This is a genomic window from Salipiger bermudensis (assembly GCF_017309175.1).
Classification (GTDB): domain Bacteria; phylum Pseudomonadota; class Alphaproteobacteria; order Rhodobacterales; family Rhodobacteraceae; genus Salipiger; species Salipiger bermudensis.
In genome coordinates this window covers 333,698-355,341 of record NZ_JAEKJV010000001.1, presented here as the reverse complement: position 1 = coordinate 355,341, position 21,644 = coordinate 333,698, and the positions used below count along the sequence as shown (strand labels likewise).

16 protein-coding genes are annotated in these 21,644 nt (G+C 68.2%); 8 read left to right on the top strand and 8 right to left on the bottom strand.

Features of this window, described 5'->3' with window-relative positions; genetic code table 11:
- Positions 1-218 precede the first annotated feature (218 nt).
- Positions 219-2,909, top strand: a complete 2,691-nt coding sequence (locus JF542_RS01755) for a Hint domain-containing protein (RefSeq protein ID WP_207074497.1) — start codon at positions 219-221, stop codon at positions 2,907-2,909.
- Positions 2,910-2,922: 13 nt separating this feature from the next.
- Here JF542_RS01755 and JF542_RS01750 read toward each other — a convergent pair whose 3' ends face one another.
- From JF542_RS01750 to JF542_RS01725, 6 genes are all read right to left on the bottom strand, one after another.
- Entirely contained in the window at positions 2,923-3,465 is a 543-nt protein-coding gene (locus JF542_RS01750; protein WP_007792096.1) for a flavodoxin domain-containing protein, read from the bottom strand.
- A 92-nt stretch (positions 3,466-3,557) separates the two neighbouring features.
- A complete protein-coding gene (locus JF542_RS01745; RefSeq protein WP_207074496.1) occupies positions 3,558-4,334 on the bottom strand; it encodes a gamma-glutamyl-gamma-aminobutyrate hydrolase family protein in 777 nt (258 codons plus the stop codon).
- Between the two features lie 66 nt (positions 4,335-4,400).
- Positions 4,401-4,829, bottom strand: a complete 429-nt coding sequence (locus JF542_RS01740; protein WP_207074495.1) for a GlcG/HbpS family heme-binding protein — start codon at positions 4,827-4,829, stop codon at positions 4,401-4,403.
- Positions 4,830-5,045: 216 nt separating this feature from the next.
- Entirely contained in the window at positions 5,046-7,193 is a 2,148-nt protein-coding gene (locus JF542_RS01735; RefSeq protein ID WP_207074494.1) for a malate synthase G, read from the bottom strand.
- A 162-nt stretch (positions 7,194-7,355) separates the two neighbouring features.
- Positions 7,356-9,164: an ABCB family ABC transporter ATP-binding protein/permease gene (locus JF542_RS01730; RefSeq protein ID WP_207074493.1), complete on the bottom strand. Its 1,809-nt coding sequence runs from the start codon at positions 9,162-9,164 to the stop codon at positions 7,356-7,358.
- A gap of 263 nt (positions 9,165-9,427) precedes the next feature.
- Positions 9,428-10,717, bottom strand: a complete 1,290-nt coding sequence (locus JF542_RS01725; protein ID WP_207074492.1) for a LysM peptidoglycan-binding domain-containing protein — start codon at positions 10,715-10,717, stop codon at positions 9,428-9,430.
- Between the two features lie 108 nt (positions 10,718-10,825).
- On the opposite strand from JF542_RS01725, the gene JF542_RS01720 reads away from it, so the two are divergent.
- Entirely contained in the window at positions 10,826-11,377 is a 552-nt protein-coding gene (locus tag JF542_RS01720; RefSeq protein WP_207074491.1) for an LOG family protein, read from the top strand.
- A 22-nt stretch (positions 11,378-11,399) separates the two neighbouring features.
- Here JF542_RS01720 and JF542_RS01715 read toward each other — a convergent pair whose 3' ends face one another.
- Complete coding sequence (locus tag JF542_RS01715; protein ID WP_207074490.1) at positions 11,400-13,361, bottom strand: lytic transglycosylase domain-containing protein; 1,962 nt, start codon at positions 13,359-13,361, stop codon at positions 11,400-11,402.
- Between the two features lie 136 nt (positions 13,362-13,497).
- On the opposite strand from JF542_RS01715, the gene dapA reads away from it, so the two are divergent.
- The 6 genes from dapA to JF542_RS01685 all read left to right on the top strand — a co-directional run bounded on the left by dapA (position 13,498) and on the right by JF542_RS01685 (position 19,845).
- On the top strand, positions 13,498-14,373 hold the full coding sequence (gene dapA / locus JF542_RS01710; RefSeq protein WP_207074489.1) for a 4-hydroxy-tetrahydrodipicolinate synthase: 876 nt from the start codon (positions 13,498-13,500) through the stop codon (positions 14,371-14,373).
- Between the two features lie 136 nt (positions 14,374-14,509).
- Entirely contained in the window at positions 14,510-15,676 is a 1,167-nt protein-coding gene (locus tag JF542_RS01705; RefSeq protein ID WP_207074488.1) for a serine hydrolase, read from the top strand.
- Positions 15,677-15,744: 68 nt separating this feature from the next.
- Positions 15,745-16,230: a signal peptidase II gene (gene lspA / locus JF542_RS01700; RefSeq protein WP_007792219.1), complete on the top strand. Its 486-nt coding sequence runs from the start codon at positions 15,745-15,747 to the stop codon at positions 16,228-16,230.
- Between the two features lie 53 nt (positions 16,231-16,283).
- A complete protein-coding gene (locus tag JF542_RS01695) occupies positions 16,284-16,811 on the top strand; it encodes a DUF3035 domain-containing protein (RefSeq protein WP_242533537.1) in 528 nt (175 codons plus the stop codon).
- A 344-nt stretch (positions 16,812-17,155) separates the two neighbouring features.
- A complete protein-coding gene (locus JF542_RS01690; protein ID WP_207074486.1) occupies positions 17,156-18,529 on the top strand; it encodes a M16 family metallopeptidase in 1,374 nt (457 codons plus the stop codon).
- Complete coding sequence (locus JF542_RS01685; protein ID WP_207074485.1) at positions 18,526-19,845, top strand: M16 family metallopeptidase; 1,320 nt, start codon at positions 18,526-18,528, stop codon at positions 19,843-19,845. Before JF542_RS01690 ends, JF542_RS01685 begins: the two co-directional genes overlap by 4 nt.
- Before the next feature lie 203 nt (positions 19,846-20,048).
- Here the strand turns inward: JF542_RS01685 and purH are convergent, their stop codons facing one another.
- Positions 20,049-21,638 (bottom strand): bifunctional phosphoribosylaminoimidazolecarboxamide formyltransferase/IMP cyclohydrolase, encoded by a 1,590-nt coding sequence (gene purH / locus JF542_RS01680; protein WP_207074484.1) that lies wholly within the window; start codon positions 21,636-21,638, stop codon positions 20,049-20,051.
- Between the last annotated feature and the right edge of the window lie 6 nt (positions 21,639-21,644).

The window sequence follows — 21,644 nt, the reverse complement described above, 5'->3', positions numbered from 1 at the left end:
GGCAGTGGCCGCCGCTCTCCCCTGCGCCCCCGTCTCAGGCAGGCGGCACACGTAAAGAGTGTGTCGCAACTGAATGATATATTTGAAACAAATTTTCCTCCGCCACATTTCCGTCATATTTGAAGCCAAATAAGAACATCGCGCCTCGTTAACCAAAGCGGGGTAAAAACAGGTCCGCGCAGAATCGGACCGCGAGCAGTACGAGTGGGGCAGCGAACATGGCGACGTACACGGTCGATTTCTATCTATTCGACCCGACTGGGACCATTCCGACCACGAATGGCCAGAGCTTCGTCTGGAGCGGCCCCTCCGCAAGGCAGGGCCGCGCGGTCATCACCGACAACGAGGCCGGTGTCGAAGAGCTCACGCTCGACGATAGCGCTGCCGGGGGCGAGACCGCCACCGCCGATGTCACCACCCCCTCGGGCAGTTCCACCGGCAGCGACGTGCATGCGGCCGATGTCTGGACCCTGCGCGACACCGTCACCGGTGAAACCTTCGAGGTCGTGCGCTTTTCGACCGACACCGGCGATGCCGCGGGCAGCTACACCCTCTCCGAGCAGCCTCTCGTCGCGGGCCGCAGCTACGAGGTCGTGGCCTACGACAGCGATTCGAATGCCGCCGCAGGTGACGCCGCCTTCAGCTATGCTGATTACGACGACGGCGTGATCGACGGCACCAGCGGCGACGACAGCATCGACCTCGCCTATGGCGATGCGCAGGGCCAGTCGGTCGACAGCACCGAGCTTGGCAATCACAACACCGTCGCGGCCGGGGATGGCAATGACACCGTCCACGGCGGCATGGGCAGCGACACCATCGACGGCGGCAGCGGCAACGACCTGATCTACGGCGATTACGGCGGTCTCGATCGCCCGGTCGAGACGATGTCGTGGGAAGCGGTCAGCCCCACCGATACCGACGTCTCCGCCGGGTTCACCCAGAGCACCGGCGATGTCGATGTCACCTTCTCCTTCGCCAGCGATGGCGACAACCTGCCGCTGTTCGAGGTCGACACCGATTTCCCGCAGTACCGTGCCAGCGACGAGACCTTCTCGACCACGCACGCGCTGTTCCTCATGGGCGATGGCGATGGCGCCACCTCGACCACCACCATCGATTTCACCGCCGCCGACAGCTCGGGCGCCGATGACGCGGTCGAGAACCTCGCGTTTCGCATCAACGATATCGACTGGGCCGATGCCGGACACATCGATGTCGTCACGGTCAACGCCTACGATGCCGATGGCAACCCGGTCGCGGTCAGCTTCACCCTCAATCCCGGCGACACGCTGTCGGGCAACACCATCACCGCAGGCGCAACCGAGGACGAGCCTTCGGACGCAGCCGGATCGGCCCTGATCGAGATCGCGGGTCCGGTCTCCCGGGTTGAGATCATCTACGCCAATGGCGGCACCAGCACCCAGGGCATCTGGGTCACCGACCTTCAGTTCTCCGCCATTCCCGGCGACGGCAGCAATGACAGCCTGCTCGGCGGCACCGGCAACGACACGCTGTATGGCGAGGCCGGCAACGACACGCTCGATGGTGGCGACGGCGACGACAGCCTCGTCGGCGGTGACGGTGACGACCTGTTCTATGGCGGTGCGGGGTCGGATACCTTCGTGGGCGGCGCGGGCGCCGACACGTTCGATGGCGGCATGGGTCTGGACTATGTCAGCTACGAGTCGTCCGACGCGGCGGTGACCGTCAACCTGAGCAACGGGACCTTCTCCGGCGGTGATGCCGAGGGCGACGTGCACTGGGGCCGGGTCGACGGCATCTACGGCTCCGCCTTCGACGACTCGCTGACCGGCTATGACGGTCATGGCATCGATGCCGACGGCAGCTACTGGACCAACGCAATCTTCGGGCGCGACGGCAACGACACGATCTCCGGCCTCGGCGGGCGCGACTGGCTCGACGGCGGCAGCGGTGACGATTCCATCGACGGCGGCGGCGACGCTGACACGCTGTTCGGCGGCGACGGGGTCGACACCATCCTCGGCGGTGACGGCGATGACAGCATCTCCGGCGGGCGCGGCGGCGACAGCATCGACGCCGGTGCCGGCAACGACACCATCGAGGTCTCGCATGGCGACACCGTCGATGGCGGCGATGGCGACGACCTGTTCCGCCTCGTCGACCTCGGCGAGACGCCGGGCGGCACGATCTTTGTCGAGGGCCGCACCACCGGGCAGAGCGGTGGCGACAGGCTGGATTTCAACGGGCTGGTCGACCGCACCACGCTCAACATCACCGACAGCACCGGCGGCGAGCTCACCGGCACGGCGCAGATGTTCGACGGCACCACCGTCAGCTTTTCGAATATCGACGGCATCATCTGCTTCACGCCCGGCACCCTGATCCGCACCGCCACCGGCCTGCGCCCGGTCGAGGCGCTGCGCCCCGGCGACCTGCTGATCACCCGCGACGCGGGGCCCCAGCCGTTGCGCTGGGTCGGCGCCCGCGAGGTGAGCGCCACTGGCTGCTTTGCCCCGGTGCAGGTGCCCGGCGGCAACCGCCCCCTGCTGGTCTCCCCCCAGCACCGCATGTTGCTGAGCGATTACCGCGCCGAGCTGCTCTTCGGAGAGCGCGAGGTCTTTGTCAGCGCCGCGCTTCTGGCCGAGTACGGCGCGGCCGAGTTTCTTCCCGGCGGAACCGTCACCTACATCCATCTGCTGCTCGATCGTCACCACGTGATCGAGGCCGAGGGCCTGCCGACCGAGAGTTTCCACCTCGGCAGCACCGGGCTCGAGACGCTGTCCGAAGAGAGCCGCGCCAGCCTTTTCGCCACCCTGCCCGGGCTGCGCTCCGATCCCGACCGCTTCGGTCCGACCGCGCGCCGCTGCCTGCGCCGCCACGAGGTGCGCTCGCTGCTCGACTGGCTCAAGCTGATCGCCGCCTGAGCCGCGCCGGATCTCAGCGCCGGTCGGCGGCCGTTGCGGCCCATCCGTCCACCGCCTCTGCAAGCCTGGCCCAGTCGGTGTATTCCCGGTCGGCCTTCGGATCGACCTTCTGGCCATGCTGCGAGGCGATCCAACGCATCGCCCAGGATTTGAAGAAATCGTACTCGGCGAAGCGGAACGCGCCGGCCACCTGCTCGATCCGCCCCGGCCTCCAGCCGAAGCCCGCCACGGTCTTGTCGGCGATCTCCCGCAGCTCCTGCCACTCCTCGGCATCCTGACCCGCCGCCGCCAGCGAAACCTGAAGATAGAGCACCGGGTGCCGCGACAGCACGTCCGCGTGCGCCTGCGCGAAGGCGATGAGCTCCGGCTGCAGCGCGCCAACATGCACCGATCCCGCCAGCACCACCGCGTCGAACCGCGCGGGCTCCAGCCCCTCCGCATCGGTGACGTTGAGCAGCTCGACGCTGTGCCCGGCCGCCACCAGGCGGTCGCTGACGAAACGGCAGATCTTGCGGGTCTGCCCCTCGGTGGTCGCGTAAGCTATCAGAATGCGCATGTTAAGGCTCCTCTCCCCGGGTTCGGGGCAAGCCTAGCAGCGCGGTCAGCTTGCCGCCTTGCTCTGGCGCAAGCGGCGTCCTGAGGCGCGGATCAGGCCGAGATGCGCTGCGGTTCGCGCCGCGTGGCGGCGAAGTCGCGCACCGCGTCGCCGAAAGCCTCGAACAGCGGCCGCGACACCGGATCGTTGGCCGCGTCCCATTCCGGGTGCCACTGCACCGACAGGGTAAAGCCCGCGGCCCCCTTCACGTGGATTGCCTCGGGCGTGCCATCGGGCGCAAAGCCCTCGATCTCGATGCGGCTGCCGGGCCGCTTGATGCCCTGCCCGTGCAGCGTGTTGGTCATCACCTCGGTGCTGCCGAAAAGCTTGTGGAACCGCCCCCCCTCGGCCAGCGTCACCTTGTGGCGCAGCGCGAACTTCTCCTCGAGCGAGCCGTCGGGAGGCATGCGGTGATTCATCCGCCCCGGCAGATCGCGGATCTCCGGATAGAGCGTGCCGCCCATCGCCACGTTGACCTCCTGGAAGCCGCGGCAAATGCCCAGGAAAGGCTGCCCGCGCTCGACGCATTGACGCACCAGCGGCAGCACGATGGCATCGCGGGCACGGTCGAAGGCGCCATGCGCCTCGGTGGCCTCCTCGCCGTATTCCTCGGGATGCACGTTGGGCCGCCCGCCGGTGAACAGGAAGCCGTCGCAAACCTGCATCAGCTCCTCGACCGAAACGAAACGCGGGTCGGCGGCGATCAGCAGAGGCAGACAACCCGAGACGCAGGCCACGGCCTCGGTGTTCATCTCCCCGCCCGCATGGGCCGGGTAGGTCTCGTTCAGAAGGTGCTGGTTGCCGATGATGCCGACGACGGGGCGGGCCATGAAAACCTCTTTCTCGCTGCTGCTGCACCGCAACATAGTGCAGCAGCAGAGGTTTCGAAAGGTGGCTCAGACCTCGGCGACCAGCCCGGCGGCCTCGACGCCCGCTTTCGCGGCAGTCGCGTCATTGTCCGAGCTGTCGCCGGTGACGCCGAGCGCCCCCATCACGCGGCCCTTGGAATCCTTGACCAATACGCCGCCCGGCACCGGGATCATCTGGCCGCCGAAGGCGCCGTTGGCGGCGGCGATGAAATAGGCCTGTGCCTCAGCGCGCGCCATCTGTGCGCTGCCCGGCATGCCCAGCATCACCGCGCCATAGGCCTTGCCCTGCGCGATCTGGAACCGCCCCGGGCTGGCCCCGTCCTGGCGTTCGAAGGCGATGACATGGCCGCCGGCGTCCAGCACCACGGCGGAAAGAGGGTTCAGCCCCATCTCCTTGCCCGTTTCGAAGGTCTTGCGGATCATCACCCGCGCCCGGCTCAGTGAAATAGCAGCCATCGCGACCACCTCCTCTTCCCTGTGATCTGTAAGGATCTTCTCTGGTTTCCAAATACCTCGGGGTGAATGCCGCGCCCTGCGCGGCAGAGGGGCAGAGCCCCTTCCCCCGACCGGCGGCCAACCGGGCCGACGGCGTCTTTCGCGCATGTCCGCCGGCCCGCAGGGCCGGCGGCCGGGCGACGCGGGCGAAGCCCGCGGCGCAATCCCTCATGGCCCTCAGCCTGCGGCCTTCAGCTCGAGACGGCGACGGTGCAGGACCGGCTCGGTATAGCCCGACGGCTGCACCCGGCCCTCGAAGACCAGGTCGCAGGCGGCCTTGAAGGCCGGCCCGTCATAGCCCGGCGCCATCGGACGATAGACCGCATCGCCGGCGTTCTGACGATCCACGACCTCGGCCATGCGCTTCATCACCGCCATGACCTCGTCCTCCGAGACCACGCCGTGATGCAGCCAGTTGGCCAGGTGCTGCGACGAGATCCGGCAGGTCGCGCGGTCCTCCATCAGCCCCACGTCATGGATGTCCGGCACCTTCGAGCAGCCGACGCCCTGGTCGACCCAGCGCACCACGTAGCCCAGGATGCCCTGCGCGTTGTTCTCGATCTCCTCGCGGATCTCGTCCTCGGACCAGTTGGCGCCCTCGGCCACCGGAATGGTCAGCAGATCCTCGAGCGTGCCGCGTGGGCCGCCCGCGGCGATCTCCGCCTGCCGCTCGAGCACGTCGACCTCGTGGTAATGCAGCGCGTGCAGGGTCGCGGCGGTGGGCGACGGCACCCAGGCGCAGTTCGCCCCGGCCTTCGGGTGGCCGATCTTGGCCTTGAGCATATCCGCCATCAGGTCCGGCATGGCCCACATGCCCTTGCCGATCTGCGCCTTGCCCCGCAGGCCGCAGGCGAGGCCGATATCGACATTGCGATCCTCGTAGGAGGCGATCCAGGCGGTGCCCTTCATGTCGCCCTTGCGGATCATCGGGCCGGCTTCCATCGAGCTGTGCATCTCGTCGCCGGTGCGATCGAGGAAACCCGTGTTGATGAAGGCGACCCGGTGCTTGGCGGCGCGGATGCACTCCTTGAGGTTCGCGCTCGTCCGGCGCTCCTCGTCCATGATGCCGAGCTTCACGGTGTATTGCGGCAGCTCCAGCGCCGCTTCCACGAAGCTGAAGATCTCGTCCGCGAAGGCGACCTCCTCGGGCCCGTGCATCTTCGGCTTCACCACGTAGACCGAGCCCTTGACCGAGTTGCGCGGCCCTTCACTCTTCGACAGGTCGTGCTTGGCGATCAGCGTGGTCACCATCGCATCCATCAGCCCCTCGAAGATCTCCGAGCCGTCCTCGAGCAGGATCGCCGGGTTGGTCATCAGATGGCCGACATTGCGCACCAACATCATCGAGCGCCCCTTGAGCACCAGCTCCGAGCCGTCCGGCGCGGTGTAAACGCGGTCGCCATGCAGGGTGCGGGTGACCTGCGCGCCGCCCTTTTCGAACGTGTCCGCAAGATCGCCCTTCATCAGGCCCAGCCAGTTGCCATAGGCCTGTGCCTTCTCCTCGGCATCGACGCAGGCAACGGAGTCCTCGCAATCCATGATGGCCGAGACCGCCGCCTCCATCAGCACGTCCGCGAGCCCTGCGGCATCGGTCTTGCCGATGAAATGATCGCGGTCGATGACCAGGTCGACATGCAGGCCGTTGTTACGCAGCAGGATCGCCTCGGGGGCCTCGGCCGAACCGCGGTAGCCGGCGAACTGCGCCGGACTCAGCAGCGGCTTGCCCGAGACCCGCAGAGTGCCCCCCTCGACGGTGTATGCGTCCGCGCCCGCATGGCTGCCGCCATTGACCGGGAAGGTCGCGTCGAGAAAGGCCTTGGCAGCACTCACCACCTCGCCGGCGCGGTCCATGTCGAACCCGCCCTTGCCGGGCAGCGAGCCCATCGCGTCGGTGCCATAATAGGCGTCGTAGAGCGAGCCCCAGCGCGCGTTGGCGGCGTTCAGCGCGTAGCGCGCATTGGTGATCGGCACCACCAGCTGCGGCCCGGGCACCGAGGCAAACTCCGGGTCGGTGTTCTGCGTCTCGATCTCGAAGGCCGGCCCCTCAGGCACGAGATAGCCGATCTCCTCGAGAAAGGCGCGATAAGCCTCGGCGTCATGCGGCTGGCCCTTGCGCGCAAGGTGCCACTCGTCGAGCTGCGCCTGGATGCGCTCGCGGGTCTCGAGCAGCGCCGCGTTGCGCGGGCCGAACGTGTGCGCCAGCTCCGAGAGCTTTTCCCAGAAAGTCTCCGCCGCCACACCGCTGCCCGGCAGCGCCTTCTCTTCGATGAAGTCGAACAGAATACGGTCGATCTGAAGACCGTTGCGGGTGATGCGGTCGCTCATGGCAAGCCTCCTGGCAGGATTCGGGTGGTGTGCGAGTTTCCCGACCAGTAAGAGAGTTTCCGATCGGAAACAAGTGCGGTCATATTATTTGACCAATTTCCGGCGCACACCTGCAAACGCCTCACACGGGGGGCCCTGCTTCCCGCGGCAGGGAGCCGGCCCTCAGGCGGCGTCGCGATCCGCCTGCTGTCGCGCCCAGAGCTGCGCATAGCGCCCGCCGCGCGCCAGCAGCGCCTCGTGGGTACCTTCCTCGACCACCTCGCCGTTCTCCAGCACCACGATGCGGTCGGCATCGGCGATGGTCGAGAGGCGGTGGGCGATGGTGATCACCGTGCGGCCCTCGCCCGCGCGCTTCAGCGCGGTCTGGATCTCGGCCTCGGTCTCGGTGTCGAGCGCCGAGGTGGCCTCGTCGAGCAACAGGATCGGCGGATTCTTCAGCAAGGTGCGCGCGATGCCCACCCGCTGCTTCTCCCCGCCCGAAAGCTTCAGCCCGCGCTCGCCCACCTGGGTGTCGTAGCCCTCGGGCAGGCTCTCGATGAAACCGTGGATCTGCGCCGCCTGCGCCGCTGCGACGATCTCGTCCTCGGTGGCGCCGTCGCGGCCATAGGCGATGTTGTAGCGGATGGTGTCGTTGAACAGCACCGTGTCCTGCGGCACCACCCCGATCGCTCCGTGCAGGCTGTCTTGCGTGACGTCGCGCAGATCCTGCCCGTCGATGCGGATCGCGCCGCCGCCTACGTCGTAGAAACGGAACAGCAGCCGCCCGATGGTCGACTTGCCCGAGCCCGACGGCCCGACCAACGCCACGTTCTGCCCGGCGCCAACCTCGAGCGAGACGCCCTTGAGGATCGGACGCTCGGGATCATAGCCGAAGCGCACGTCGTCAAAGACCACAACGCCGCCAGCCACCGCGATGGCCGGTGCGCCCGGCTTGTCGGTCACGTCGCGCGGGCTGTCGAGCAGGTCGAACATCTCGCCCATGTCGACGAGGCTCTGGCGGATCTCGCGATAGACCGTGCCGAGGAAGTTCAGAGGCATGGTGATCTGGATCATGTAGGCGTTGACCATGACGAAATCGCCCACCGTCAGGCTGCCGTTCTGCACGCCCATCGCCGCCATCACCATGACGATGACGAGCCCGGTGGTGATCAGCAAGGACTGGCCGAAATTGAGCATCGCCAGCGAGGTCGCGGTCTTCACCGCGGCCCGCTCGTAGCCCTTCATCGCGGCGTCATAGCGCGCCGCCTCGCGCGCCTCGGCGCCGAAATACTTCACCGTCTCGAAGTTCAGCAGGCTGTCGATGGCCTTCTGGTTGGCGTCGGTGTCCTGCTGGTTCATCGTCCGGCGCAGCCGCACCCGCCACTCGGTGACCTTGAAGGTGAACCAGACATAGAGCGCGATGGTCAGCACCACCACGGCCAGATACCAGACGTCGAACAGGAAGAAGAGCACCACCGCCACCAGTGTCAGCTCGATGATCAGCGGCCCGACGCTGAACAGCAGGAAGCGCAGCAGGAATTCGACCCCCTTGACGCCCCGCTCGATGATCCGCGACAGGCCGCCGGTCTTGCGGCTGATGTGATAGCGCAGCGACAGGCGGTGGATATGGGTGAAGGTCTCGAGCGCAAGCTGGCGCAGCGCGCGCTGGCCGACGCGGGCGAAGACGCCGTCACGGGCCTGCTGGAAGCCCACGGTCATCAGCCGTGCCAGCCCGTAGGCGATGGTCAGGCCCACCGCGCCCAGCATCAGGTCGGGCACCTCGCCCGAAAGGCTGTCGACGGCGCGCTTGTAGAGGATCGGCGTGCCCACGGCGATCAGCTTGGCCATCAGCAGAAGCCCCAGCGCGATCACCACCCGGCGCTTCACCCAGACCTGCCCGTCGGGCCAAAGATAGGGCCAGACCCGGCGAATGGTGCGCAGGCCGGAGCGGCGCTCCTCGCGGGCGATGTCTGCGGAGGTTTCGGGAGGCATGGCGGGTCCGTTCTGTCGCGTCTCCCGCCTGCCTTAGCGCGATGACCGGCAGGAGACCAGAGCAGGCCCCGACCTGGCGCCGGGATGAGGGGCCGGAAAAAAGGGGCGCTGCCCCTCTTGGCGCAAGCGCCAATTCACCCCGAGGTATTTGGAAACCAGAGAAGACAGGAGCGCATCCCCCCAGCTTCTCTTCGTCAAAAATACTCCCGCCGGAGGCGTCCGGGCGCGCCGCCCCGCGCCATGGCCGGGCGTGAGGCGCTGGCTCAGTCCGGCAACTCGAAGATCTGGCCCGGGTAGATCAGGTCGGGGTTGCGGATCTGTTCGCGGTTGGCCTCGAAGACCTTTACATAGGCCAGCCCCTCGCCGTAACGGTCCCGCGCCAGTGCCCAGAGCGTGTTGCCGGGCTGCACGGTGACCGCGGTCAGCGCCGCCTCGCCCGCCTCCGCCTCGTCGGCCGCGGCCGCAAGCTTGGCCGGCTCCTCGCGCAGAAACGGGCTTTCGGCGCGCGCGGACACATCCCCGCTCTCGGCAAGCTGGTCGACGCGCAGCGTGTAGGTGCCGCCTTCCACGCCGGGAAGGTCGATCCGCCAACGCCCGGTCTCGGGAACCGCGCCGGTGGCGACGGAGCGATTGTCGAGATAGATCCGCAGCGTCGCATCCGCGCTGCCGCGGCCCGAAAGCGTCACCCCGCCGGTCTCGTCATAGGTGATGGCATCGATCGCCACCTGTCCCTCGGGCAGCGGGTCAGGCGCCTGCAGCACCTCGACCCCTGCCTCGGTCGAGAGCAGGATGGCGGGCGCCGCTGCGGACGCAACCGCCGGCGCGGGCGGCGTGACCGCCCCCCCCGCTGTCTCGCCGGAGGCCATCTCAAGCGCCTCGTCATTCGCGACGGCTTCGACACCCGGAGCATCCGCCCCCTCGGCTCCCGGGGCTGACGGTCCGACGCCAGCCTCGGCGACAGCGGAGATCTCGGCGGTGCTGCCCGCGGGCGGCGGCTCGGGTGCGTCGGAGGGAGCGGGCGGCGCGAGGATGACCTCTTCGGTCGAGGCGATCTCCTGCTCGCCGAGCTTCATGCTCAAGCGCAGCACCCGCGGGTCGGCGGAGGGGGGCAAATCGAGGAACAGCGCGAATCTGCCCGAGGAATCCGCCGAGGCCACCGGCTGCGCCTCGCCATCGAGCAGAACCGAGACCTCGGCACCGGGCGCGGCGCTGCCGGCCACCAGCGTCTGGCCGCCGGGATCGGCGCGCACCAGGTCGAAACGCGGCGGGGCCGGCTCTGCCGGGGCCTCGGCGGGGCTGTCGGCGGCGACCGCGTCGGGCGCCTCGCTGCCGGCCTCGGCCGCGTCGGGGGCAGGCATTGCCTCCGGTGCCTCGGGCGTGGGGGAGTTGGTGGCGACGGCGGCGTCGCTTCCGGTATCCCCCTCGACCGAGGCCGTCTCGACCGGCGAGACGAGGCTGAGCGGCCCCGTGTCCGGCCCGATCAGTCCGGCCAGATAAAGCAGTGCCGCCAGCGCCACCGCGCCCAGAATCCCCCAGCCAAGAGCCTTTGTCATTGTCGTGCTATCCATGTCCCCAAGTGACGCTGCAGCGCAGCGCTGTTGAGATGGTATAACAATCCCGTTATCACGGGTCAAAACAGCAATTTATCGCCGAGTCTCAGCATGAACCCGAAATCCGTCTGCGTCTACTGCGGCTCGCGCCCCGGCCGTGCCGCCTCTTACACCGCTGCCGCCGAGGCCATGGGCCATGCGCTGGCCGCCGAAAAGTGGCGCCTCGTCTACGGCGCGGGCGATGTCGGGCTGATGGGCGTGGTGGCCCGCGCCGCACAGGCCAGCGGCGGCGACACGTTCGGGGTGATTCCCACTCACCTGCTGCAGCGCGAGGTCGGCAAGACCGACCTCACCCGCTTCGTCGTCACCGAGACCATGCACGAGCGCAAGAAGGTCATGGTGATGAATGCCGATGCCATCGTGATGATGCCCGGCGGTGCCGGCAGCCTCGACGAGTTCTTCGAGGTGCTGACATGGCGCCAGCTCGGGCTGCACGACAAGCCCATCGTGCTGCTCGATGCCGACGGGTTCTGGGGGCCGCTCAAGGCGCTGCTGCATCACGTGGTCGACGAGGGCTTCGCCGACCATGCGATGCTGGATTTCGTGCAGAGCGCCGAGACCGCCGAGGGCGTCATGGAGATCCTGCGCCGCGCCCTGAGCTGACGCGCCCGCCCCTGCCCCGGCCTCAGTCGGTCCGGCGCAGGGTGCTGCCGATGAGCTCTTCCGAAAACGGCACCGGCAGCGGATCGCGCCCCAGGCGGGCACGGTAGACCGGCAGGCTTTCCGAGACCCGCATGACGTAGTTGCGGGTCTCGTTGAACGGGATCATCTCGATCCAGTCGATCACGTCGATCTCGCCCGTCCGCGGGTCACCGAACTGGTCCATCCAGCGGATCGGCCGTCCCGGGCCGGCGTTGTAACCCGCCGACATCATCACGACATTGCCGTCGAAACGCTCCGCGAGCCGGGCAAGATAGGTCGAGCCAAGCCGGGCGTTGTAGGCCGGATCCTCGGTCAGACCGTCATGCGAATAGGCAATGTCGAGCCAGCCCGAGACCTCCCGCGCGGTGCCCGGCATCAGCTGCATCAGCCCGCGCGCCCCGGCATGGGAGACCACCGCCGGATCGAACTCGGACTCGCGCCGCGCAATCGCCAGCACCATCTCCTTCGGGACCGGGAAGTCGGTCGCCACGAGATCCGGATGCAGCGCGTAGTAGGGCCCCGGCAGTTCGACGCCGTAGCGCGCTGCGCGCTTGCCGACCATGACCTGCACATGCGGGCGGCCCATCTCGGCGAGCATGTCGCCAAGCTGGCCGATCTGCTGGCGCTCGAGCCCTTCGGCCAGATGGGTGAGGAAGCGCTCGCCCAGGGTCAGCTCGCCCGAGGCCAGCAACAGGATCGCTGCCTTGTAGACGCTGCTCTCGGTGAAGGAGGCGCTATTCCAGTCGGGGAACTCCTCGGTTCCCGCGAGCGCCGGGTTGGGGGCCACGCCCGCCTTCTCGGCGGCCAGAAGGCCATAGAACGAGGTCTGCCAGCGGGCGCCCTGCTCATAGGCGGTCTGTGCGGCCTCGGCGTTGCCAAGCGCCTCGTGCGCCCGGCCGGTCCAGTAGCCGGCCCGGCCCAGCGAGATCGGCGTATCGACCGCGCCACCGTGGCCCTGGAAGTGCCTCAGCGCGCGCTGCGGATTGTCGAGGAAGCGCAGCGAGAGATAGCCCGAAAGCCATTCCAGCGCAGCGTAGTCCGAGCCCTCCGAGAGATGATGGGTCGAGGCCACCTGATAGGCGGTCCGGTAGTCTCCATCGAGCATCATCGAATGCGCGATGTCGTCCCGCCGCCCGGCCCAGGCCCAGGGCTCGCCCAGGGTCTCGGCGCTCTTGGAATGCGCTAGAAGCAGCGCCACGGCATCGGCGGTGCGGCCCTTGCGGACGCGCCAGAGGAAACGTTCATAGGCCAGCCCGGGATGATCGCGCAGCGCCTCGGGCACCTTTTCGATCAGCCCGTCGACCCCCGGCGCCATGTCGCGCAGGGCGATTCGCGCCTCGGCCAGGGCGCGCCAGTCCTCGCCGACCAGCGGCATGATGGCCCGGGCATTTGATTCCCAGCCTTGCCACAGCGCCATGTCCAGCCGCGCCTCGTGATGGGCGGTCAGCAGATCGCCCCATTGCGACAGGAAGCTCGAGCGTTCCTCGGAGGACAGCGCCAGCGTGCGCCACGCCAGCACCACCTCGGCCTCGGCGGCACCGCGCTCGCCCTCGGCCATGTAGCTGCGCGCCAGCGCCAGCGCGCCGGCGCCGGTCTGCGGGCGGTAGCCATCGAAGAAGGCGCGGATGATCGACATGTCGCCGGATTCCGAGATTGCGATCTCGCTCTTTTCACGCAGGTAGGGCATTCCCGGCCAGTCCGGGTTCCGTGCGATGAAGTCCATGATCTGCGACGGGTCGCCCCTGCTGGCACGCAGGTAGTGCCACAGGATCACGTCGAGCGCCGGCTGGCCGTCACCGCGCGAATCGATCAGGGCTGCGGCCCAATTGCCCTCGCGCATGGCCTGCATGGCCTCAGCCAGCGGGCGCTCGGCCTGCGCGGCGGCGGGAGTGGCGGCCGGAACGGCCAGGGCGAGCGAGAGGAGGATGGCCCAGAGGCGCGACATGAGCTTGCAATTTCCGATCTGAGAAGGAATAGACGCGCTCCAGAGGATATCGCGCGTCATGAAGGCTGCAATTCACATTCCCTTCAGGGTGGCGTGGGTCCGCGGAGATGACGTTAACACATAAAAGGAGCGTGTCATGTTGAAAGGTTCAATGCCTGCCCTGGTCACGCCGTTCAAGGACGGCGCAGTGGATTTCGACACGCTCAAACGCCTTGTCGAGTGGCATATCGAGCAGGGCAGCCACGGGCTCGTGCCCGTCGGCACCACCGGCGAGAGCCCGACGCTCACCCACAAGGAGCACGAGGCGGTGATCGAATGCGTCGTCACCGCCGTGGCGGGGCGCATTCCGGTGATCGCCGGGGCCGGCTCGAACAACACCGACGAGGCGATGCGCTTCGTGCAGTTCGCCGAGAAGGTCGGCGCCGATGCCGCGCTGGTGGTCACACCCTATTACAACAAGCCGACCCAGGCCGGACTGATCGCGCATTTCACCGCGCTGCACGACTGCGCGAACATCCCGATCGTGATCTACAACATCCCCGGGCGCTCGGCGGTCGACATGACCCCCGCGACGCTGGGCGAGCTGGCCAAGCTGCCGCGCATCATCGGCGTGAAGGATGCCACCGCCGATCTCGCGCGGGTCTGTGCCCAGCGCATCACCTGCGGGCCGGACTTCCTGCAGATCTCCGGCGAGGACGCGACTGCGCATGGCTTCAACGCGCAGGGCGGCGTGGGCTGCATCTCGGTGACGGCGAACGCCGCACCGGCGCTGTGCTCGCAACTTCAGGAAGCCACGCTCGCTGGCGATTACGGCAAGGCGCTTACCATCCAGGACCGGCTGATGCCGCTGCATCAGGCGATCTTTGCCGAACCCGGGCTTTGCGGCGCCAAATACGCCATGGCCCGCCTCGGTCTCTGCGAGGAAGAGATGCGCCTGCCGCTGCTGCCGGTGACCGAGCCGGTGCGCGCCCGCATCGACGACGCGCTGCGCCATGCCGGTCTGCTCAACTGAGGCAGGCGACAGGCCGCCCACGCGGCACAGAAGATCCAGAACGGCCGGGCACGTCCCGGCCGTTCGTCATTTCAAGACCTTGCAACAAGATCGAATTCTGCGCAGCGTTCACCTGAAACATTCAGGAGGACCCCCCATGCGGTTCCTGGCAGTCCTGTTCGCCTTCCTCGCGCCGGCCTCTGCAGTCAGCGCGGGCGACGATGAAGAGCGGACCCTGCGCGCGCTGCTTTCGCGCGGCGACGAAGAGGTCGCCATGGCCCCGGCCTTTCTCGACAGCGTGCCGCCCGAGACCCTCTCGCAGGTGCTCGACGGGCTGAAGGACGCCATCGGCCCGGTCGCCCGGATCGACGGCAAGGGCCGCGATTACGTGGTGCAGTCCGACACCCACCGTATGCTCGCCCGCATCGCCTTCGATGCCGAGGGACGGGTCTCGACGCTCTGGTTCGGCGCGCCCGAGCCGCGCGTCACCGATCTCGCCAGCGCCGAGGCGCTGCTGGACGAGCTTGGACAGGACGTGTCGTGGCTCGCCATGCGCGACGGCGCGGTGATCTCCGAGAGCCGCGCAAGCGAGCCGCTCGCGGTGGGCTCGGCCTTCAAGATCGGTGTGCTTGCGGCGCTTGCCGACGAGATCGCGGCCGGGCGCCGCGACTGGGCCGAGGTGGTGCGGCTGGAAGAGCATCACCGCTCGTTGCCCTCGGGCCGGATGCAGGACTATCCCGCGGGCGCGCCGGTCACGCTGCACAGCGCCGCGCTGGCGATGATTGCCGAGAGCGACAACACCGCTACCGATCTGCTGATCGACCTGCTGGGCCACGAAGCCGTTGCCGAAAGGCTCGGGATCGCCTCCGAAGACCTGCTCACCACCCGCGCGTTCTTCGCCCTCAAGGCTGACGAGGCCCGCCGTGCCGACTGGCGCGCGGCCTCGCCCGCCGACAAGCCCGCCATCGCCGCAAGCGCCGCAGAGACCCTGCCCGCCCTCGAGGCCGTCACCGGCCCGCACGCGCAGGGGGTCGAGTGGTATCTCCCCCTCGACCGGCTCTGCGCGCTTGGCGCCCCTTTGGCCGCCCTGCCGCTGATGCAGGTCAATCCCGGCCCGGTCGTGGCTCAGCCCGGCCTGTGGCAGAGCATCGCCTACAAGGGCGGCTCCGAGACCGGCGTGCTCAACTTCACCGCCTGGCTCACCGACACCGAGGGCCGGCAACATTGCGCGGCGCTCACCGTCAACGATCCCGGCGCCATCTCCGAGACCACCGCGGTTGCCGCCTTTGGCGCCTTTCTGCGCAGCCTGCACGGGCAGCCCTGAGCCGTGGCTTTCCATCCGCCGCCGCACAGGCTAGATCGGGCCGGGCAGGCAAAACCGGGGAAGACAGCATGAAGACAGTGGCCTGGGTGGCAGCGATCACCCTCGTTCTCGACCAGCTCAGCAAGTGGCTGGTGGTTCATGTAATGTCACTCGACAGCCGGCTCGCCATCGACGTGCTGCCGCCGTTCCTGAACTTCCGCATGGCGTGGAACTACGGCATCAATTTCGGTCTGCTGAACGGCGGCACCGAGGCCACCAAGTGGATCCTGATCTCGGTCGCACTGGGGATCGTGCTCTTCGTTCTGGTCTGGCTGCGCCGCGACCCTCCGGGCACGCTCGGGCTTATCTCGGGCGGGCTGCTGATCGGCGGCGCGCTCGGAAACGTGATCGACCGCCTGCTCTATGGCGCAGTGGCCGACTTTCTCAACATGTCCTGCTGCGGCATCAACAACCCCTTCGCCTTCAACGTCGCCGATATCGCGATCTTCGCAGGCGCCCTCGGGCTGGTGTTCTTTCCCGGCGGCACGGGCAAGCGCGGGAAAAACGGCTCGTGACGGGGCGGGCTCGATACGTTAAAGCAGACGCAGGCAAGAACCGGAGAGTGGCAATGAAGCTGTCGCAGGTCGTGATCGTGATGGGGCTCGTGGGGCTCGCCGGCTGTTCGTCGGGCGAGCGGGACATGCGCCTGCACTACCTCAAGACCAACAGCGGCACGCCCGAGGAATTCGCCATCGTCCCGAACAAACCGCTCGAGACGCCGCCGGCGATGAACGCCCTGCCGGCGCCCACCCCCGGCAGCGCCAACCGCACCGACCAGACGCCCAAGGCCGATGCCGTGGCCGCGCTTGGTGGCAACCCGGCGCGCCTGAACGAGGGCGGCACGCCTACGGGCAACGGCGCACTCCTGCAGCACGCGGGCCGCTATGGCACCGCTCCCAACATCCGGACCGAGCTTGCCGCCGCCGATTTCGAGCACCGCAGGCGCGCGTCGCGCTTCAGCTACAAGATCGTGCCGCAGGACGAATACTACGATGCCTACCGCGAGCAGTGGCTGAACAGCTACGATGCGCTCGAAGCCTATCGCCGCGCCGGCATCGAGACCCCGTCGGCCCCGCCGGAAGGCTGGGACAACTGAGCCGGACCTCCGGCACCCTGCCCCGGAACGCCTGACTTAAGCTCAACGTCTTGGCTGGCTCGCTCCCGCTGCGCCTGTCGCTTGAGCTGCGCCCGACCTGCGCCGCGCCAATATCACGGCGGAACCACGTCCCGACCGGGACCGTCCCTGGAACGGGCGGTCCTCAAGCGGTGCTCCCACCCTGACGGCTTCCGCCGGATCCGAGCGCGCAACGCAGGCGCCCGAAAGGACAGTGCTCCTTTTGCGCGCCCTCCCCCGCCATCACGAAACCGCAAGGCCCGCTTGAATACCCGACAACTCCGCGTAGGTTCTCTGCACTTGGGGTTCAGACAGGGATTTTGCCGATGAAGAGACTCGCCGCGGCCCTCACGCTTGCCGCCGTCACGCTCACCGCGCCGCCAGCGCTGGCCGAGGAGACCGCCACCCCGGTCACCGACTTCACCCTCGACAATGGCATGGAGGTCGTGGTCATCGAGGACCACCGCGCCCCGGTCGTGGTGCACATGGTCTGGTACCGGGCAGGCTCTGCCGACGAGACTGCCGGCACCTCGGGCGTGGCCCACTTCCTCGAGCACCTGCTCTTCAAGGGCACCGAGACGATGGAAGCGGGCGAGTTCTCCAGGGTGGTGGCAGAGAATGGCGGCACCGACAACGCCTTCACCTCTTACGACCAGACCGCCTACTTCCAGCGCATCGCCGCTGATCGGCTGGGCCTGATGATGCAGATGGAGGCCGACCGCATGGTCAACCTCCAGCTCGACGAGGACGACATCCTGACCGAGCGCGACGTGATCATCGAAGAGCGCAACATGCGGGTCGAGAACGACCCCTCGGCGCTGATGCGCGAGCAGATGGGGGCGGCGCTCTATCAGAACCACCGCTACGGCGTGCCGATCATCGGCTGGCGCCACGAAATGGAAGCGCTCGACCTCGAGGCCGCCACCAGCTTCTACCAGCGTCACTACGCCCCCAACAACGCCATCCTGATCGTCGCCGGCGACGTCACCCCCGACGAGGTTCGCGCGCTCGCCGAAGAACACTACGCCCCGATCCCCGCCAATCCCGAGGTCGGCGCCCCGCGCCTGCGCCCGCAGGAGCCCCCGCAGCTTGCCGAGCGCCGGCTGGTCTACCGCGACCCCCGCGTCGCGCAGCCCTACCTGATGCGCCGCTACCTCGCCCCCGAGCGCGACCCCGGCGACCAGCGCACCGCCGCCGCCCTCACCCTGCTCGACGAGATCCTCGGCAGCGGCCAGACCTCGGTTCTGAACCGTGACCTTCAGTTCGACGCGCAGGTCGCGCTGCACACCGGCAGCTACTATGACGGCACCTCCTACGACACGTCGAGCTTCACGCTGATCGTCGTGCCGGCCGCCGATGTCAGCCTCGAAGACGCCGAGGCCGCCCTCGACACGGCTTTGGCGAATTTCCTCGAGGAAGGCGTCGATGCCGATCAACTCGACCGCATCAAGTTCCAGCTCAACGCCGATCTGGTCTACCAGCAGGACAGCACCCAGTCGCTGGCACGGCGCTACGGCGGCGCGCTGACGGCGGGACTGACGATCGAGGACGTGCAGGCCTGGCCCGGGATCCTGCAGTCGATCACTGCCGAAGAGATCGTCGAAGCGGCCCGGCAGGTCTTCGACGCCAAGCAATCGGTCACCGGCTACCTGATGGCCGAAGAGGCCGCCGACGCCCCCCAGCAGGAGGTCTCGCAATGAAACCGCTCTTCGCCGCCGTCTTCAGCCTGTTCTTCGCCGCGCCCGCGCTCGCGGCCACCGACATCCAGACCGTCGAGACCCCGATGGGTTTCAACGCCTGGCTGGTCGAGGAGCCGTCGATCCCCTTCACCTCACTCGAGATCCGCTTTCGCGGCGGCACCTCGCTCGACGCGCCCGGCAAGCGTGGCGCCACAAACCTGATGGTGGGACTGCTCGAGGAAGGCGCGGGCGACCTGGACGCCCGCGGCTTCGCCGAGGCGCGAGACGCGCTCGCGGCCAGCTTCCGCTACGATTCCGGACCCGATTCGATCTCGGTCTCGGCGCGCTTTCTCACCGAGAACCGCGATGAGGCCGTGGCCTTGCTGCGCCAGAGCCTGGTCGACCCGCGCTTCGACGAAGACGCGCTCGAGCGCGTCCGCGCCCAGGTGCTCTCGGGCATCCGCAGCGATGCGCGCGATCCCGACGCCATCGCCAACGCCCGGTTCGACGAGATGGTGTTCGGCAATCATCCCTACGGCTCCCAGCCTTCGGGCACCGAAGAGAGCGTCGGCGCCCTGACCCGCGACGACATCGTCGCCGCCCATGAGGCCACCATGACCCGCGACCGGGTCTACATCGCCGCCGCCGGCGACATCTCGCCCGACGCGCTCGCCACGCTGATCGACGATCTGCTGGGCGATCTGCCGGAGACCGGCGCGCCGCTGCCCGCTGATATCGAGGCCGAGACCAGCGCCGGCGTCACCGTGGTGCCCTTCGACACGCCGCAATCGGTGGCCATGTTCGGCCATGCCGGCATCGCCCGCGATGACCCGGACTTCTTCGCCGCCTACGTGCTCAACCAGATCCTCGGCGGCGGCGGCTTCGAGGCCCGGCTGATGACCGAGGTGCGCGAAAAGCGCGGCCTGACCTACGGCGTCTATTCCTACCTCGTGCCGATGGACCATTCGGCGCTCTATCTCGGCCGCGTGGCGTCTGCCAATGACCGCATCGCCGAGGCGATCTCGGTGATCCGCGACGAGTGGCGCAAGATGGCCGAAGACGGCGTGACCGAAGCCGAGCTTGAACAGGCCAAGACCTACCTGACCGGCGCCTACCCGCTGCGGTTCGACGGCAACGGCCCGATCGCGCGCATCCTCGTCGGCATGCAGATGGACGGCCTCTCGCCCGAGTACGTCACCACCCGCAATGCCGAGGTCGAGGCGGTCACCCGCGACGACGTCGCCCGCGTCGCCGCCCGCCTGCTCGACCCCGAGGCCCTGCGCTTCGTGGTGGTGGGCCGCCCCGAGGGCCTTGAAGACGAGGCCCCCGGCCAATAACCCCACCGGTCGGGCGCACACGCCCCCGGCCCGCCGCAGCCCCCATCTTCTCTTCGTCAAAAATACTCCGGGGTGAATTGGCCGCAGGCCAAGAGGGGCAGCGCCCCTCCTCCCCTCGCCACAAAAAAACGGCCGGCCCCATCCCTGGGCCGGCCGCGTCACATCTCACGAAGGGCGCCCGGAGGCGCGGGCGAAGCGCCGCCTCAGTGGCGGAAGTGGCGCATCCCGGTGAACACCATTGCCAGCCCCGCCTCGTCGGCCGCCGCGATCACCTCGGCGTCGCGCATCGAGCCGCCCGGCTGAATCACCGTGGTGGCGCCCGCTGCCGCGGCCTCGAGCAGACCGTCGGCAAACGGGAAGAACGCATCGGAGGCCACCGCGGAGCCCTTGGTCAGCGCCTCGGGCAGGCCCAGCGCCTCGGCCATGCGCTCGGATTTCTTCGCCGCGATCAGCGCCGAATCGACCCGGCTCATCTGGCCCGCGCCGACGCCCACCGTGGCGCCGTCCTTGACGTAGACGATGGCGTTCGACTTCACGTGCTTGGCGACCTTCCAGGCAAACAGCAGATCCTCAAGCTCGGCCTCCGAGGGCTGCCGCTTGGTCACCACCTTCAGATCCTCGAGCCCGATCCGGCCGACATCCTTGTCCTGCACCAGGAAGCCGCCCGCCACCTGCCGATAGGTCAGGCCCGGGGTTCCGGGGTTGGCCACGCCATCGGTGGTCAGCAGCCGCAGGTTCTTCTTCTTCGCGAAGATCTCCTTGGCCGCGTCATCGGCGCCCGGCGCGATCACCACCTCGGTGAAGATCTCGGCGATCGCCTCGGCGGTCTCGGCGTCGAGCTTCATGTTCAGCGCCACGATGCCGCCGAAGGCCGAGGTGCGGTCGCAATCAAAGGCCTTCCGGTAGGCCTCCGTCAGGGTCGCGCCCTTGGCCACGCCGCAGGGGTTGGCGTGCTTGATGATGGCGCAGGCCGGCCCGTCGCCGGGCAGGAATTCCGACACCAGCTCGAAGGCGGCGTCGGTGTCGTTGATGTTGTTGTAGCTCAGCTCCTTGCCCTGGTGCTGCACCGCGTTGGCCACGCCCGGACGGTCCGAGCCGTCGCGGTAGAAGGCCGCCGCTTGGTGCGGGTTCTCGCCGTAGCGCAGGGTCTGGGCCAGCTCGCCGGCAAAGGCGCGGCGGCGCGGCGCCGCCTCCTCGAGCGCGCCCGCCATCCAGGTCGAGACCGCGGCGTCATAGGCGCCGGTGCGGGCATAGGCGGTCAGCGCCAGCTTCTGGCGGAAGCCGTAGGAGGTGGCACCGTCATTGGCGTCGAGCTCGGCCAGCAGCGGCTCGTAATCGGCGATGTCGGTGACCACGTTGACGAAGGCATGGTTCTTGGCCGCGGCGCGGATCATCGCCGGCCCGCCGATATCGATGTTCTCGATGCAGGTGTCGTAGTCGGCGCCCTTGGCGACGGTCTCCTCGAACGGGTAGAGGTTGACCACCAGCAGGTCGATCTCGGGGATCGCGTGGCCCTGCATCGCCTCCACATGGGCGTCGTCGTCGCGCAGCGCCAGCAGGCCGCCGTGGATGCGGGGGTGCAGGGTCTTGACCCGGCCGTCCATCATCTCGGGGAACTCGGTGACCTCGGCCACGTCCTTGACCGCGATGCCTTCGTCGCGCAGCGCCTTGGCGGAGCCGCCGGTGGAGAGGATCTCGATTCCGCGCTCGGAAAGGGCACGGCCAAGATCGATCAGGCCGGTCTTGTCGGAGACGGAAATCAGCGCGCGGGCGACTTTGTGCAGGTCAGGCATACGGAT